A 14,151-nucleotide genomic window follows, 5' to 3' on the forward strand; every position below is an offset into this window, starting at 1 on the left:
CCGCCGACACCGTCGCCGCCGTTGCCGCCGCTGCCGCCCTTGCCGCCGACGTTGCCGACGTTGTTGCCGCCGTTGCCGATGAGCTGCGCGCTACCGCCGGGACCGCCGGTACTGAATGGCCCACCGATGCCGCCGATTCCGCCGTTGCCATACAGCAGCCCGCCCGTGCCCCCGGCTCCGCCAGGCGCGCCGAGTCCGCCCATCCCGCCGGTTCCCCCGGCGCCGAGCAATCCGGACGAACCGCCGATGCCGCCCGGCACTCCGGCGGCGATGCTGTCCCCACCGTTACCGCCGCTCCCGATCAAGAGCCCACCGGCTCCGCCGGGGGTCCCCACGCCTTGTGCGGTGGTCGTGCCGTTGTAGCCATTGCCGATCAGCGGGCGATCCAACAACAGATTGGTGGGAAAGTTGATGAGCAACAACGCGTCTTCCACCAGGAGTTCCAACAGGGACTGATTGGCGGCCTCGGCGGCGGCGTAGGCACCCGCACCCCCGCGAACCGCCCACGCCAACTGCTCCTGAAACACCGCTGCGCGCACGCTCAGCGCCTGATATTCCTGGGCGTAGCCGGAAAACAGCGACGCGGCCGCCGCCGACACTTCATCCCCTGCAGCGGCCAGGACCGCAGTGGTCGAGCCAGCCGCCGCGGCATTGGCCTCATTCAGCCAGGACCCGATGCGGGCAATATCGACGGCCGCCCCCGCGACGGCTTCCGGAGTCGCAATCACGAACGACACGTGCCACCTCCAGGCTGTCTACGCAGTCGAGCTGTCGCAGTCCGCCGCAGGCAGCGATGAGCGAATGCTAGTCCTTGGCGATTGCCCGGGGAATAGGCAATTTCCAAACACCGGTCCCAGGACTGCGCCCGGTCTCGGTGCGGCGACCGCTCACCGGTAGTTCGGAGGATGCCATCAGAAGGGCCTGACGTTGCATTCGCTGTCGATCGCCATGCCGTGACCCGTCGCGTCGTTGGTGAAGGTCGTGCCATCGCTGGTCGGCACCACCGTCCATCCCTGGAGGTGCTGCGCCTGCCCAATCACCAGGGTTACGTCCGGCTGTCCGGCGGGTGCTAAGCCGAGATTCGCGGTACGCCAATTAAATTCACCAGAAGCGGTGATGGTGGCCTGATTCTGGTGCAACACCGCTGGATCCCCTGGCCACCCCGGATAGGGCATGGGGTCCATCGGCGCCTGCGGGAAACCGGCCGTCTGACAAACCACCTTGGGACCGCCTCGGTCGCCGTCATCCGAGCTGAGCTGACAACGCATCGGCGGCGACGGGGTCAGGACGTTCACGTACCGCCCCGGGCCGGGATCGGCCTCGGCTGACGGCACGAACACCATTGACGCACTGATGATTCCGGCCGCCAGGAACCAGGCGGTAGTCGGTGGTGGCGCCATGCCCTTCCCCTTCGCGTGCAAGTCGCGGGTCCGAGCAGCGGATCACCGCGTGAGGTTGCGGCAAAGTTCGGGCACATCGCTTGGAATTCTCTTGGAAGCGCCTTGGTGGCCGTGCGCACTACCCCCGCGAGCAGACGCGAAGTTGGCCAATTTGGTTGCAAATAATGCAACTTTGTGTCTGCTCGCGGGAAAGAGTTAGCCCAGCGAGGCCAGGGCGCGCACCAGCTGGTCGACCTCGGCGGTCGTCGAGTAGTGCGCCAACCCGACGGTCACCGCGCCGCCGACATCGTTGACGCCCAACACATCCAGCACGCGCGAACCCTCATTGCACACCGCAAGAATCCCGTTGTCCGCCAACCGCTGTACCACCCGGTCCGCCGGCACATCTTGAAAAGCAAAGCTGATCAACGGAATACGCGCCTCGGGCCGCCCGAGCAGGATCACCAACGGCAGCGAGCGCAGCGACGTCAGCAGATAGTCGAAGACCCGGTTCAAATAGCCCGACGCCGAGTGCATCGACACCGCCAAACGTTCGCGGCGGCTCCCGCGCGCCGACTCGTCGAGCGAGGCCAGGTACTCGATGCTGGCCACCACCCCGGCCAGCAAGCCGAACTGGTGCAGACCGACCTCCAACCGCGCGGGCCCGGTCGCGTGCGGGTTCGTCGACACCGAGCTGAACGTGCTGATCAGCGACGGGTCACGGAACACCATGGCGCCGATCGGCGGACCGCCCCACCCGACCGCGTTCACCGCCACCACGTCGGCGTCGGTCTCTTTCATGTCGAACAACCGGTACGGGGCCGCGGCGGTATGGTCGACCACCACCAGGCCGCCGACGTCGTGCACCAGCTTGGTCATCGCACGCAGGTCGGTGACACCGCCCAGCGTTCCGGACGCGGAGGTCACCGCGACCAATCGCGTCGCCTTGCTGATCAACCCCTCCCACTGCCACGTCGGCAACTCACCGGTCTCGATGTCGACCTCTGCCCATTTCACCTTGGCGCCGTAACGATGCGCCGCCCGCAGCCAGGGCGCGATGTTGGCCTCATCATCGAGCCGACTGACGATGACCTCATATCCCAGTCCGGCACGCGACGACGACGCCTCTGCCAACGCCGACAGCAGCACCGCACGATCAGCACCCAGCACCACACCGCTGGGATCGGCGTTGACCAGATCGGCCACCGCCTCGCGCGCGGCGTCCAACACCGCGGCGCTGCGCCGCGCCGAAGGGTGGGAGCCGATCGCGCTGGCACTGGACCTGCGGAAGGCCGTCGACACCGTTGTGGCAACGGAGTCGGGGATGAGCATGCCCAACGGCGCGTCGAAGTGCACCCATCCGTCACCCAGAGACGGATGCAAGCCACGCACCCGGGCGACGTCATAAGCCATGCAAGCCACCTTAGAGCTTTCGCAATTTCGCAAATTGGTGACGTTGGTAGTAGGAGCCCCGGGCATTTCCCGACAGTGCCGGTCGTTCGGGCTACGCGAGCCAGGTCACCCGGGCAGCCATACTAGTCGAGTGAGCTTAGGGTTCGGAACGCTGATCGCATTGATATTGCTGATCGCGCCGGGTGCGATTGTTGCGCGGATTGCGCAGCTCAGTTGGCCTATCGCCATCGCAGCGGGCCCGCCGTTGACCTTTGGCGTGGTGGCGTTGGCCATCGTCCCCTACGGTGCGCTCGGCATCCCCTGGAACGGGTGGACCGCACTGGCCGCATTGGCCGTCGTTTGCGTCATTGCCCTCGCTTTGCAGCTGCTGCTGGACCGCTTCCGGGACACCGAAGCCGAGGCACGCGGCGTCTCCCCCTGGCCGGCGCTCACCGTCGCGGGAGGCGTGATCCTGGGCGCCGTGCTCATCGGTTGGGCGGCCTGGACCGGCATCCCGCACTGGCAATCCATCCCCAGCACGTGGGACGCGGTCTGGCACGCCAACACCGTGCGCTGGATCCTGGACACCGGCCAGGCGTCGCCGACCCACATGGGCGAGTTACGCAATGTCGAGACCCACGCGCTGCTGTATTACCCGTCGGTGTTTCACGCCCTGACCGCGGTGCTGTGCCAGCTCACCGGGGCGGCGGCCACCACCGGCTACACACTGACGTCGCTGGCTGCCGCTATCTGGCTGTTTCCGGTCAGCGCGGCCGTTCTCGCCTGGCAGGTGCTGCGCAGGCACACCACCGAGTGGCGCACCGCGGGAGCGGCGGCCACGGCCGCGGCGCTCTCCGCGTCGTTCACCGCGGTGCCCTACGTCGAGTTCGACACCGCGGCGATGCCCAACCTGGCGGCCTACGGGGTCGCCGTGCCGACCATGGCGCTGATCGCCTCGACACCGCGGCACCGTGACCGGATTCCGGTGGCGATCCTGGCCCTGGTCGGGGTCTTCTCGGTGCACATCACCGGCGGCATGGTCGTCATGCTGCTGCTGGCCGGATGGTGGTTGTTCGAGGCGCTATGGCGGCCCGTGCGTGGCCGCGTGAGCGACGTGCTCACCCTGGCCGGCGTCTCGGCGGCAGCCGGGCTGATCTTGTTGCCGCAGTTCCTGAGCGTCACCCAGCAGGAAGACATCATTGCCGGACATTCCTTCCTGACCTACCTGAGCAAGAGGCGGGGGATCTTCGATGCCGTCTTCCAGCACTCCCGGCACCTCAACGACTTCCCGGTCCAGTACGGGCTGACCGCACTCGCGGTGATCGGCGGCGTGGTCCTGCTGGTGAAGAAGATCTGGTGGCCGTTGGCGGTGTGGGCGCTGCTGATCGTCGTCAACGTCAACGCGGGCACACCCCTGGGCGGACCGGTCGAGCGGATCGCCGGCACGATCGGCGAATTCTTCTACAACGACCCGCGGCGGGTTGCGGCCGCCACGACACTGATCCTCACGTCCGGGGCGGGACTCGGGTTGTTCGTGGTGGTTGCGTTCACGGTGGGTGCGGCGAAGGCGCTCAGCGCCCGTTTCAGACCGCTGCCGGCGTCTGTCTGGACGCCGGCAACCGCAGCGTTACTGGTGGGCGCCTGCCTGATCAGCGCCTGGCACTACTTCCCACGACACCGGTTCTTGTTCGGCGACAAGTACGACTCGGTCATCATCAACGACCAGGACCTCCGGGCCATGGCATACCTGGCGAAGTTGCCGGGTGCGCGCGAGACCACGATCGGCAACTCCAACGTCGACGGCACCGCCTGGATGTACGCGGTGGCCGGCCTACACCCGCTGTGGACCCACTACGACTACCCAGTGCAGGCCGGCCCGGGCTACCACCGCTACATCTTCTGGGCCTACGCCAGCAAGGGCGATTCCGACCCACGGGTCGTCGAAGCGATCAAGGCGCTCAATATCCGCTATGTCTTGGCCAGCGGCCCGACGGTCAGGGGTTTCAAGATTCCGGACGGACTAGTCTCACTGAACAAGTCGCCGTACTGGGCAATGATCTACGACAACGGTGGCGCACAGATTTACGAGTGGCGCGGCACAGGGTCTCCTGCGGCTACCCCGTGAAACACGAGGATGGTGATTGGGTTGACTTCGGGCAGGGATGAACCCGATGTGGACGACGACGTCGAGGTCATCGGCGGCGTCGATCCCCGGCTGCTAGCGCTCGGTCGCGGCCGTGATGGCGCCGCCGACCCCGACGACGAAGACGTCGAGGAGCGCTCACTGACCGACCTTGTCGAACAGCCCGCGAAGGTGATGCGGATCGGCACGATGATCAAGCAACTGCTGGAGGAGGTTCGTGCCGCGCCGCTCGACGAAGCCAGCCGCACGCGGCTACGCGACATTCACGCGACCAGCATCCGCGAGCTCGAGGATGGACTGGCGCCGGAACTGCGGGAAGAACTCGACCGCCTGACGCTGCCGTTCAGCGAGGACGTGGCGCCCACGGACGCCGAGTTGCGCATCGCCCAGGCACAGTTGGTCGGCTGGCTGGAAGGGCTGTTCCACGGCATCCAAACCGCGCTGTTCGCTCAGCAGATGGCCGCTCGCGCCCAGCTCGAGCAGATGCGCCAGGGAGCGTTGCCGCCGGGGTTGGGTAAACCGGGTCACGGTTCCCACGGCACGGGACAGTACCTGTAAGCCGTGTCGACCGGGCCTCACATCGTGACCCGCGATGCGTGGGTCGAGTTTCCGATCTTCGACGCCAAGTCGCGGTCTCTGAAGAAGGCCGTCCTGGGCAAGGCGGGCGGCACGATCGGACGCAACAACTCCAACGTGGTCGTCATCGAGGCGTTGCGCGACATCACCATGGAGCTCAACCTCGGCGATCGCGTCGGCTTGGTGGGACACAACGGTGCCGGCAAGTCCACCTTGCTGCGCCTGCTTTCGGGTATCTACGAACCGACCCGGGGCTGGGCGAAGGTGACCGGTCGGGTGGCGCCGGTATTCGATCTGGGCGTCGGGATGGATCCCGAGATCTCCGGCTTCGAGAACATCATCATCCGCGGCCTGTTCCTGGGGCAGACCCGCAAGCAGATGCTGAGCAAGGTGGATGAGATCGCCGAATTCACCGAGCTGGGCGAGTACCTGTCGATGCCGCTGCGTACCTACTCCACCGGCATGCGGGTGCGCCTGGCGATGGGGGTCGTCACGAGCATCGACCCCGAGATCTTGTTGCTCGACGAGGGCATCGGCGCGGTGGACGCCGAGTTCTTGAAGAAGGCGCAGTCGCGTCTGCAGAGCCTGGTCGAGCGCTCCGGAATCCTGGTGTTCGCCAGCCACTCGAACGAGTTCCTGGCCCGGCTGTGCCGAACCGCGATCTGGATCGACCACGGCACCATCAAGCTCACCGGCGGCATCGAAGACGTGGTCCGAGCCTACGAGGGTGAGGACGCCGCCCGGCACGTCCGCGAAGTGCTGGCCGAGACACAGGGCACCGCCGCTCCGAATGACTGAATCCGTCTTCGCCGTCGTGGTCACCCACCGGCGTCCCGAGGAACTGGCCCGTTCGTTGGAGATGCTGACCGCGCAAACCCGGGTGCCGGACCGCTTGATCGTCATCGACAACGACGATTCCGGCGACAGCCGCATCCACTACCTGGTCGCCGCGCAGGAGATCCCGTCCATCTATCTGAACTCCCGCCGAAACCTCGGCGGCGCCGGCGGTTTCGCCCTCGGCATGCTGCTGGCGCTGGCCCATGGCGCGACCTGGGTCTGGCTGGCCGACGACGACGGGCGCCCGCAGGACACCAAGGTGCTGGAGACCCTGCTGGCATGCGCCAAGAAGTACGACCTGGCCGAGGTGTCGCCGATGGTGTGCAACATCGACGACCCGGGCCAGCTTGCGTTCCCGCTGCGACGCGGCCTGGTATGGCGCCGGCGGGCCGGCGAACTGCGCACCGAGCCGGGTCAGGACCTGCTGCCCGGCATCGCGTCGCTGTTCAACGGCGCGCTGTTCCGTGCGTCGACGTTGGAAGCGGTCGGCGTCCCGGACCTGCGCCTGTTCATCCGCGGCGACGAGGTCGAAATGCACCGGCGCCTGGTCCGCTCCGGCCTGCCGTTTGGCACCTGCCTGGACGCGGTCTACCTGCATCCGTGCGGTTCCGACGAGTTCAAGCCGATCCTGGGCGGGCGGATGCACACCCAGTACCCCGACGACCCCGGCAAGCGGTTCTTCACCTACCGAAACCGGGGCTACGTGCTGTCGCAACCAGGACTGCGGAAATTGCTGCCGCAGGAGTGGGTGCGGTTCGGCTGGTTCTTCCTGGTAACCCGCCGCGACCCCAAGGGCCTTCTGGAGTGGATCCGGTTGCGCCGCTTGGGCCGCCGCGAAGTATTTACCAAGCCCGGAGGGTCCTCATGACATTCACCGATGCGGCGGCGCAATCCAGAACCTTCGCCCGCGCCCGCCGTGATCTAGTCGACGGTTTCCATCGTCACGAGCTGTGGTTGCACCTGGGCTGGCAGGACATCAAGCAGCGCTACCGCCGCTCGGTGCTGGGCCCGTTCTGGATCACCATCGCGACCGGAACCACCGCCGTCGCGATGGGCGGGCTGTATTCGAAGTTGTTCCACCTCGAGCTGTCGGTGCATTTGCCGTACGTGACGCTGGGGCTGATCATCTGGAACCTGATCAACGCCGCGATCTTGGAGGGCGCCGACGTCTTCGTCGCCAACGAGGGCCTGATCAAGCAGTTGCCGACGCCGTTGAGCGTGCACGTCTACCGGCTGGTCTGGCGGCAGATGATCCTGTTCGCGCACAACATCGTCATCTACGTGGTCATCGCGATCATCTTTCCCAAGCCGTGGTCGTGGGCGGATCTGTCGGTCATTCCGGCGCTGGGGTTGATCGTGCTCAACTGTGTTTGGGTGTCGTTGTGTTTCGGCATCTTGGCAACCCGATACCGCGACATCGGCCCGCTGCTGTTCTCCGTGGTGCAGTTGCTGTTCTTCATGACGCCGATCATCTGGAACGACGAAACGCTGCGACAGCAAGGCGCCAGCCAGTGGTCGAAAATCGTCGAACTCAACCCGCTGCTGCACTATTTGGACATCGTGCGGGCGCCGCTGCTGGGCGCACACCAAGAACTGCGGCACTGGGCTGTGGTGGTGGTGCTGACGATCGTCGGATGGCTGCTGGCTGCGGTTGCGATGCGGCAGTATCGCGCGCGGGTGCCGTATTGGGTCTAGAGGATACGGGTGTGAGCGCGCATGAGTGAGCCCCGCAAGGTCGACGCGAGCCTGCTTGCGGGCGTGTCGGAGACGGCGCTGTTCACCCTGCGCGGCAGGGCCTACCAGGCCGGCCGGCCCGACGCGATCATCGATGACCCGATGGCCGTCCGGCTCGTCGAATCCATCGACTTCGACTTCGACAAGTTCGGCCGCCGCAAGGGCCAGGAGATGGCGTTGCGGTCGCTGGCCGTCGACCGATGCGCGCTCGGTTACCTCGGCCAGCACCCTGATGCCACGGTGGTCGCGCTTGCCGAGGGCTTCCAGACCAGTTTCTGGCGGCTGAGCAGCGCGTTGGATGATCCCCAATTCCATTGGGTGTCAATCGATCTGGAACCGGTCATCGAGCTGCGCCGGCGACTGTTGCCGCGTGAGCCGCGAATCACCGAGATTGCGCAGTCGGCCCTGGATTACAGCTGGATGGACGCGATCGACACCCGCAACGGGGTGTTCATCACCGCCGAAGGGCTGCTGATGTATTTGCAGCCGCACGAGGCGCTGGGACTTATCACCGAGTGCGCCAGACGATTCCCCGGTGGCGGGATGTTCTTCGATGTGCCACCGACCATCATCAAGAAGCTGGCACCCAAGGGGATGCGCTCGTCCAAGCGATACCGCGTGCCGCCGATGCCGTTCAGCCTCTCGGCGCGTCAACTGGCCAAGCTGGCCGACACCGTTCCCGGCATCCACGCGGTGCACGATCTACCGATACCCAAAGGCAGGGGGTTGTTCTTCGGAACGATCTATCCCGCGCTCTGGCAGTTCCCGCCGATCAAGCCATTGCGAGGCGCCTACACCTTGCTCGAATTCGGTTGATACCCAACGACTGCGGGCACATCAAGTCGATTCCTTGACACCAGTGGATGACCTTCGCTGCGGGTGGCCCAACGCCCCAAGGGCGGTCACAGTCACTTCTGAATTGCAAAACACGTCAATACCAGTGACACAACCGTCAACACCGACGTACGATCCGCTTCACCGGATCGGTGATTAATCAGACGGTCACTGAGCGGTCGGGCAACGGCGGAGCCGGAGGCGCCGGGGGCTTTGGCGGGGTGGGAGGTTCCGGCGCCATCGGTGGTGCCGGTGGTGCCGGCGGCGATGGCGGGTTTGCCAATGCTCCCAACGGCACCGCCTGGGGCGGCGACGGCGGGGATGCCGGCGAAGGGGGCAACGGCGGTGCGGGTGGTGCTGGCGGGGCGGGCGGCGACGGTGGTCGAGGCGGTGCCGGCGGGCTGCTGATGGGTACCGGCGGTGCTGGTGGCGTCGGAGGCAGCGGCGGGACAGGCGGAAGCGGCGGCAACGGGGGCGCCGGCGCCCTCGGAGGCAGCGGCGGCGCCGGTACTACCCAAACCGGCAACACCGGCAAAGGCAGCTTCGGCGGATACGCCGGCACCGGCGGCGCCGGCGGGGCGGCGGGCGCCGGCGGCAGCGGCGGGACTGGCGGTGCACTTGTGGGCGGCGCCGGCGCCGGCGGCGGGGCCGGCTCCACCGGCACGTCTGGCATTGACGGTTTACCCGGATAGCCCTGGGGTAGCGACGGCTTTTAGTTCGGCGGAAAGTCGGGCAGCGTCAATACGGGCTGCTCTCCGGCCTGCTCAACATCGGCCAAGTGTTGCAACGCTTGCCAAATCAGCTTGCCGTCCAAGCGACGACCATCTGGTCCCCTCCGGTGGCCCACGACCGGACGAAGACGTCGATGGGCACCGTCTCGTCGCGGCCCTGCGCGTTGCCGCTGTCGTTGAGATGCACCTTGCCCGCGGCGGTGTCGACACCGGTGACGACCACCGCATGGTCAGCCGCGGGGTTGCCAGCCTGGTCGCGGTTGACGACCGGGATGCCCCAGATGAGCTCGGCGTTTATCCCGACGATCACCTTGTTGCCACTGGCGAGGTAGCGCTCCAACGCCTCCATGCCGACGTTGTCGACGTAGCCGGCGTCAACCCCGTACCGCGAAAGCAATAGTGGGAGATCGGTGGGGTCGGTCCCGTAACCGCTGGTGTACATCGAACCGCGCCGCGACTGGCTGGGCAGGCGCTGCGCCAGCGCGATGACCTCCTGTTCGGTGAGCTCGCGGTGGGTCAGCTGGGCGATCACGTCGGCGGACGCCATCAACGCGCAGTCGTCGTACGACTGCATCCGCCAGTACGGCGCGGCGGCCGCCGGGTCCCCGTACATCCTGGCGGTGTTCTCCCGGTGCCCGTGCGACGAAGCGGCGTGGGCGAGCCCGGTCGCCAGGCCCAGCGTCACGGCGGCACCTGTTACGGCGAGAACGACATTGCGGATGATGCGCATGCCGAAAGACTCGGCCGACGGTCTTCAGGAAAACTCTGCGAATCCTTGGGGCGAGGGCCGGGCGGCTGCGCGGCGGCGACGGCTTTGAGAATCTTCCAAGAATCCTTCAAGAATCCGACAAGGACTCACCCAGAAGCTAGGCCCCGGGATCAAGAACGACACCAGGGGGTCTACTAAATGCTGCGTCACGACAACGGATCCGTGCATACCGGCGGAACGCTGCTGCAATTTCCCATCGGACGAGACGCAGGGGTTGCATCCCCCGCGGTCGCCGATGAGGAGCTGGTTCTGGTACGCGGAATTCGCTTCAGCTCACTCTGCGAGCAGCACTTGCTTCCGTACTACGGCGCGGTCCACGTCGGCTACATCCACGGCGAAAACGATTTGAGTTCAACCGAATTCCTCCGGATAGTGGAAGCCTGCTCGCGCGGCATCCAAGAGCAGCAACGGATGACCACGCGGATGGGTTTGTGGTTGCACCATCAACTCGCGCCCCGCGGCGTGGGCGTGCTGGTGGAGGGCGGCTACAGCTGCGCCACCGAACACGGCTGCGCACCCCTGGCCGGCCCTACGACCACGCTGGCGTTCTACGGGTCCTTCCGGCACAGCGCCGACCAGCAACGCGAATTCCTCACGCTGGCAAGGCAAGAAATGCGAAAGGGACAAGCGGGAAATGAGTGATGTGATGTTGTCCGACGCCGCGCATACCGCCACGATCCATCGTGACGACGCGCCCATCGGCCGGTCTGCACGATTCCACCTACGCAAGCGGTTCGCAGATCTTCCGTGCTGCTACCGCTCGTGGGCCCGGCAAGGCAAACACGTCTACCTACACGGTTATGAACTCACGTTCGACATCGAATTCGCTTGCGCCGAAACAGAACCCGACTCTGACGTGGTACTGAACCACGGTGTCCTCAAAGACGTCTGCAAGGAGTTGCGCCGTCAGTTCGACCACACCACGCTGATCGCCGCCGACGACCCACACCTCAAGCTGTTCGAGATGCTGGCAGAGCGCGGAGTGATCGACTTGCGGATCATGATCAGCACCGGCATGCAGGCCTCCGCGGCCTGGGTTTTCGACACCGTCGACAGCATCGTGCTTCAGGCGACCGCGGGCCGGGTCTGGGTGTCCCGGGTGATCGCTCGGGAGAGCCGCAACAATGTCATCACCCTGACTGCCGAACCACCCGTCTGATGGAGCAGTATGCCTGTGTGAGCGACGTCTCAGTAATCGGTTGTGTGGGGACGTTGATCGTGGCGACACGTGGGGTCCACGGTCCCGGTGAGGTCGTCGTGACGGTGCGCGGGACCAAGGAGACGTGTCTGGCCCGGTCCGATGAGCCGTTGCCCAAAGGCGCCACGGTGCTCGTCGTCGAAGCCCGCGGCGCCCGGACCGTGGTTGTGGAGCCGTGGCATGACCCGCACCACCCTTCCTGACACCCAACCCTCCGAACTGCAAGGAGCTCAACAATGCTCGGTTACAAGGTGCCCGCCCCCGACGAGGCCATGCTCATCTCCGGCGGCAAGGCCAAGGGCAATGCCCCCTTCCGCGTCGTCACCGGCCACGGCGCATTCGTCATACCGTTCTTTCGCAAGGCCGCGTTCCTGACGCTGGCCATGTGCGAGGCCGAAGTCGCCGAGAAGTGCGTCACCCAACAGGGCATCACCCTCAACGTCCGGGCGGTGATCGCGTTCAAGGTCGGCAATGACACCGAAAGCATCATCGCGGCCGCGCAGCGGTTCCTGTCCGAGCAAGACCAGATGCAGGTGCTGACGGGCCGGATCTTCGCCGGCCACCTGCGTTCGATCATCGGCTCGATGACCGTTGAGCAGATCATCCGCGAACGCCAGAAACTGGCCACCGAGGTGCTCGACGGCTCCAAGGAAGAGATGGCCCGGATCGGTCTGGCGGTGGACGCCTTGCAGATCCAGTCCATCGACGACGACGGGCTCGGCTACATCAAGGCGATGTCGGCGCCGCACAACGCCGCTGTGCAGCAGCAAGCACAGATCGCCCAGGCACAGGCCGACCAGAAGGCCGCCGAGGCCGAGCAGGAGTCGCAGCGCAAGCAGGCCGAGTTCGCCAGGGAGACCGCGATCGTCAAGGCGCAGTACAAGGCCGAGGTGGACAAGGCGCAGGCGCAGGCCGCCCAGGCCGGCCCGCTGGCCGAAGCTCAGGCGCAGCGCGAGGTGCTGGCAATGCGCACCGAGTTGGCACAGCGCGCCGCCGAACTGCGCCAGCAGGAACTGGTCGCCGAGGTGGTCAAGCCCGCCGAGGCCGAAGCCGAACGCGTCCGGATCCTGGCTGTTGCCGACGCGGAGAAGATGAAGATCCAGGCCGAGGCGGCGGCTTCGCACAACCGCGTGGCGTTGGACAAGCTGCTCATCGACCAGCTGCCCGTGATTGTGGAGAAGGCCGCGTTGGGACTCTCGAACGCCAACCTCACCGTGCTCAACGGCGCCGACGGGATCAGCCAGGTAGCCAGCGGGCTGGTTTCCCAAGGACTGGCCATCTTTGACGCGTTGCGCAACGGGGTCGCGAAGGACGACGCCGAGGACAACGTGACTCCGTTGCCCGCGTCGGTGGAGGGCGCTTAAGGGTCGAGCATGTTTCCCTGGGTATACGTATGGCTAATACCAGTGACTACTAGCTGCTAGTGGTGTATCACTGAATGGCCACACGGCATCCCACCTGGGGGCGAAAGGTCGGCGCACATGACCGAGGAAGTCGATTCGAAGGGTCTGGCGGCCGCCGGACGTGAGCACCTCGCCGCCGAGTTGGCCCGGCTGCGGCAACGACGCGAGCGTCTGGAAGTCGAAGTGAAGAACGACCGCGGCATGGTTGGCGATCACGGTGACGCGGCCGAGGCGATTCAGCGGGCCGACGAACTGGTTGTTCTCGCCGATCGGATCAACGAGCTCGATCGGCGGTTGAAGGGCGAACCGACGGGCTCCGAGCCGGCGAACGGCGAGGGGACGCTGCCCAGCGGCACCGAGGTGACGCTGCGCTTCTCCGACGGTGAAGTGGTCACCATGCACGTGATCTCCATCGTCGAGGAGACGCCGGTGGGGCACGAAGCTGAGACATTGACCGCGCGCAGTCCGCTGGGACAGGCCCTGGCCGGGCACGAGCCCGGCGACACGGTGAGCTACTCCACGCCGCAGGGCCAGCAGGAGGTCGAGTTGCTTGCGGTCAAGCTGCCCAGCTGAGCGGCGGACGGCCGACGTCTACACTTCCGTTGATGTTGCCGCCAGAGCCCACCGAGTCATCGACTGAGTCAGCGGCGGCCCGTCCCCAGCAGCTGCACCTTTCGGCACAGGCGACGCGCTTCGTCATCACCGGCGGGTTCTCGGCGATCGTCGACTTCGGTCTCTACGTGCTGCTCTACAAGGTGGCCGGCCTGCAGGTAGACCTGGCCAAGGCGATCAGCTTCATCGCCGGCACCATCACCGCCTATCTGATCAATCGCCGCTGGACGTTCCAGGCGGCGCCGAGCACCGCGCGGTTCGTCGCGGTCATGGTGCTGTACGGGATCACCTTCGCCGTGCAGGTCGGGCTGAACCACCTGACCCTTGAGCTGTTGGAGTACCGGGGGTGGGCGATACCGGTCGCGTTCGTCGTCGCGCAGGGCACCGCGACGGTGATCAACTTCATCGTGCAGCGAACGGTGATCTTCCGGGTGCGCTGATCGGCCTTGGCTGTGGGGTCGTCGAACGTGTGGCCTATGGCCCGAGAACTGGCGGTGGGGGTGCTTAAGGCCCACATTCGGCGCCGCTGGTCGGCGCCCCCAC

General features: G+C 66.1%; 16 protein-coding genes and 1 pseudogene. 13 read left to right on the forward strand and 4 right to left on the reverse strand.

Going from position 1 to position 14,151, the window contains the following annotated elements:
- The 3 genes from BST27_RS27645 to BST27_RS27655 all read right to left on the reverse strand — a co-directional run.
- The coding region (locus BST27_RS27645) for a PE family protein (RefSeq protein WP_139805410.1) at positions 1-737 on the reverse strand (737 nt) is incomplete at its 3' end.
- A gap of 174 nt (positions 738-911) precedes the next feature.
- Positions 912-1,400: a hypothetical protein gene (locus tag BST27_RS27650; protein ID WP_069420105.1), complete on the reverse strand. Its 489-nt coding sequence runs from the start codon at positions 1,398-1,400 to the stop codon at positions 912-914.
- Positions 1,401-1,595: 195 nt separating this feature from the next.
- Positions 1,596-2,792: a cysteine desulfurase-like protein gene (locus tag BST27_RS27655; protein WP_069420104.1), complete on the reverse strand. Its 1,197-nt coding sequence runs from the start codon at positions 2,790-2,792 to the stop codon at positions 1,596-1,598.
- A 130-nt stretch (positions 2,793-2,922) separates the two neighbouring features.
- Here BST27_RS27655 and BST27_RS27660 point away from each other — a divergent pair, with 130 nt between their 5' ends.
- The 7 genes and pseudogenes from BST27_RS27660 to BST27_RS32675 form a co-directional block, all read left to right on the forward strand.
- A complete protein-coding gene (locus BST27_RS27660) occupies positions 2,923-4,896 on the forward strand; it encodes a DUF6541 family protein (protein WP_069420103.1) in 1,974 nt (657 codons plus the stop codon).
- 9 nt (positions 4,897-4,905) lie between these two features.
- On the forward strand, positions 4,906-5,472 hold the full coding sequence (locus tag BST27_RS27665) for a bacterial proteasome activator family protein (protein ID WP_069420102.1): 567 nt from the start codon (positions 4,906-4,908) through the stop codon (positions 5,470-5,472).
- A gap of 3 nt (positions 5,473-5,475) precedes the next feature.
- On the forward strand, positions 5,476-6,288 hold the full coding sequence (gene wzt, locus BST27_RS27670) for a galactan export ABC transporter ATP-binding subunit Wzt/RfbE (RefSeq protein ID WP_069420101.1): 813 nt from the start codon (positions 5,476-5,478) through the stop codon (positions 6,286-6,288).
- Positions 6,281-7,195 (forward strand): galactofuranosyltransferase GlfT1, encoded by a 915-nt coding sequence (gene glfT1, locus BST27_RS27675; RefSeq protein WP_069420100.1) that lies wholly within the window; start codon positions 6,281-6,283, stop codon positions 7,193-7,195. Before wzt ends, glfT1 begins: the two co-directional genes overlap by 8 nt.
- Complete coding sequence (wzm, locus tag BST27_RS27680) at positions 7,192-8,022, forward strand: galactan export ABC transporter permease subunit Wzm/RfbD (protein ID WP_069420099.1); 831 nt, start codon at positions 7,192-7,194, stop codon at positions 8,020-8,022. Before glfT1 ends, wzm begins: the two co-directional genes overlap by 4 nt.
- A gap of 21 nt (positions 8,023-8,043) precedes the next feature.
- Positions 8,044-8,877, forward strand: coding sequence for a class I SAM-dependent methyltransferase (locus BST27_RS27685; RefSeq protein ID WP_139805411.1), 834 nt, complete (start codon positions 8,044-8,046; stop codon positions 8,875-8,877).
- Positions 8,878-9,077: 200 nt separating this feature from the next.
- Positions 9,078-9,587 (forward strand): annotated as a pseudogene (locus BST27_RS32675) (hypothetical protein); the annotation flags it as partial.
- A 106-nt stretch (positions 9,588-9,693) separates the two neighbouring features.
- On the opposite strand, the gene BST27_RS27695 reads toward BST27_RS32675, so the two are convergent.
- Positions 9,694-10,356 carry a C39 family peptidase gene (locus BST27_RS27695; RefSeq protein ID WP_069420097.1) on the reverse strand — a complete coding sequence of 221 codons (663 nt, stop codon included), beginning with the start codon at positions 10,354-10,356 and terminating at the stop codon, positions 9,694-9,696.
- A gap of 177 nt (positions 10,357-10,533) precedes the next feature.
- Here BST27_RS27695 and BST27_RS27700 point away from each other — a divergent pair, with 177 nt between their 5' ends.
- The 6 genes from BST27_RS27700 to BST27_RS27725 all read left to right on the forward strand — a co-directional run bounded on the left by BST27_RS27700 (position 10,534) and on the right by BST27_RS27725 (position 14,048).
- Positions 10,534-11,037 (forward strand): GTP cyclohydrolase I, encoded by a 504-nt coding sequence (locus tag BST27_RS27700; RefSeq protein ID WP_069420096.1) that lies wholly within the window; start codon positions 10,534-10,536, stop codon positions 11,035-11,037.
- Positions 11,030-11,554 (forward strand): 6-carboxytetrahydropterin synthase, encoded by a 525-nt coding sequence (locus BST27_RS27705; RefSeq protein WP_079220141.1) that lies wholly within the window; start codon positions 11,030-11,032, stop codon positions 11,552-11,554. The genes BST27_RS27700 and BST27_RS27705 overlap by 8 nt, the downstream gene beginning before the upstream one ends.
- Before the next feature lie 17 nt (positions 11,555-11,571).
- Positions 11,572-11,796, forward strand: a complete 225-nt coding sequence (locus BST27_RS27710) for an NfeD family protein (RefSeq protein ID WP_079220143.1) — start codon at positions 11,572-11,574, stop codon at positions 11,794-11,796.
- Positions 11,797-11,829: 33 nt separating this feature from the next.
- Entirely contained in the window at positions 11,830-12,957 is a 1,128-nt protein-coding gene (locus BST27_RS27715) for an SPFH domain-containing protein (protein WP_069420093.1), read from the forward strand.
- A gap of 117 nt (positions 12,958-13,074) precedes the next feature.
- Entirely contained in the window at positions 13,075-13,569 is a 495-nt protein-coding gene (locus BST27_RS27720; RefSeq protein WP_069420092.1) for a GreA/GreB family elongation factor, read from the forward strand.
- 32 nt (positions 13,570-13,601) lie between these two features.
- On the forward strand, positions 13,602-14,048 hold the full coding sequence (locus BST27_RS27725) for a GtrA family protein (protein ID WP_069420091.1): 447 nt from the start codon (positions 13,602-13,604) through the stop codon (positions 14,046-14,048).
- The last annotated feature ends 103 nt before the right edge of the window (positions 14,049-14,151 follow it).

The sequence above is a fragment of the Mycobacterium intermedium genome (assembly GCF_002086275.1).
Classification (GTDB): Bacteria; Actinomycetota; Actinomycetes; order Mycobacteriales; family Mycobacteriaceae; genus Mycobacterium; species Mycobacterium intermedium.

Excerpts from the sequence above, each read along its gene's own strand:
- BST27_RS27720 (WP_069420092.1), top strand. The coding sequence starts at position 13,075 with ATGACCGAGGAAGTCGATTCGAAGGGTCTGGCGGCCGCCGGACGTGAG.
- BST27_RS27665 (WP_069420102.1), top strand. The coding sequence starts at position 4,906 with ATGGTGATTGGGTTGACTTCGGGCAGGGATGAACCCGATGTGGACGAC.
- BST27_RS27695 (WP_069420097.1), bottom strand. The coding sequence starts at position 10,356 with ATGCGCATCATCCGCAATGTCGTTCTCGCCGTAACAGGTGCCGCCGTG.
- BST27_RS27725 (WP_069420091.1), top strand. The coding sequence starts at position 13,602 with ATGTTGCCGCCAGAGCCCACCGAGTCATCGACTGAGTCAGCGGCGGCC.
- BST27_RS27650 (WP_069420105.1), bottom strand. The coding sequence starts at position 1,400 with ATGGCGCCACCACCGACTACCGCCTGGTTCCTGGCGGCCGGAATCATC.
- BST27_RS27700 (WP_069420096.1), top strand. The coding sequence starts at position 10,534 with ATGCTGCGTCACGACAACGGATCCGTGCATACCGGCGGAACGCTGCTG.
- BST27_RS27655 (WP_069420104.1), bottom strand. The coding sequence starts at position 2,792 with ATGGCTTATGACGTCGCCCGGGTGCGTGGCTTGCATCCGTCTCTGGGT.
- BST27_RS27705 (WP_079220141.1), top strand. The coding sequence starts at position 11,030 with ATGAGTGATGTGATGTTGTCCGACGCCGCGCATACCGCCACGATCCAT.
- BST27_RS27715 (WP_069420093.1), top strand. The coding sequence starts at position 11,830 with ATGCTCGGTTACAAGGTGCCCGCCCCCGACGAGGCCATGCTCATCTCC.
- glfT1 (WP_069420100.1), top strand. The coding sequence starts at position 6,281 with ATGACTGAATCCGTCTTCGCCGTCGTGGTCACCCACCGGCGTCCCGAG.
- wzm (WP_069420099.1), top strand. The coding sequence starts at position 7,192 with ATGACATTCACCGATGCGGCGGCGCAATCCAGAACCTTCGCCCGCGCC.
- BST27_RS27685 (WP_139805411.1), top strand. The coding sequence starts at position 8,044 with ATGAGTGAGCCCCGCAAGGTCGACGCGAGCCTGCTTGCGGGCGTGTCG.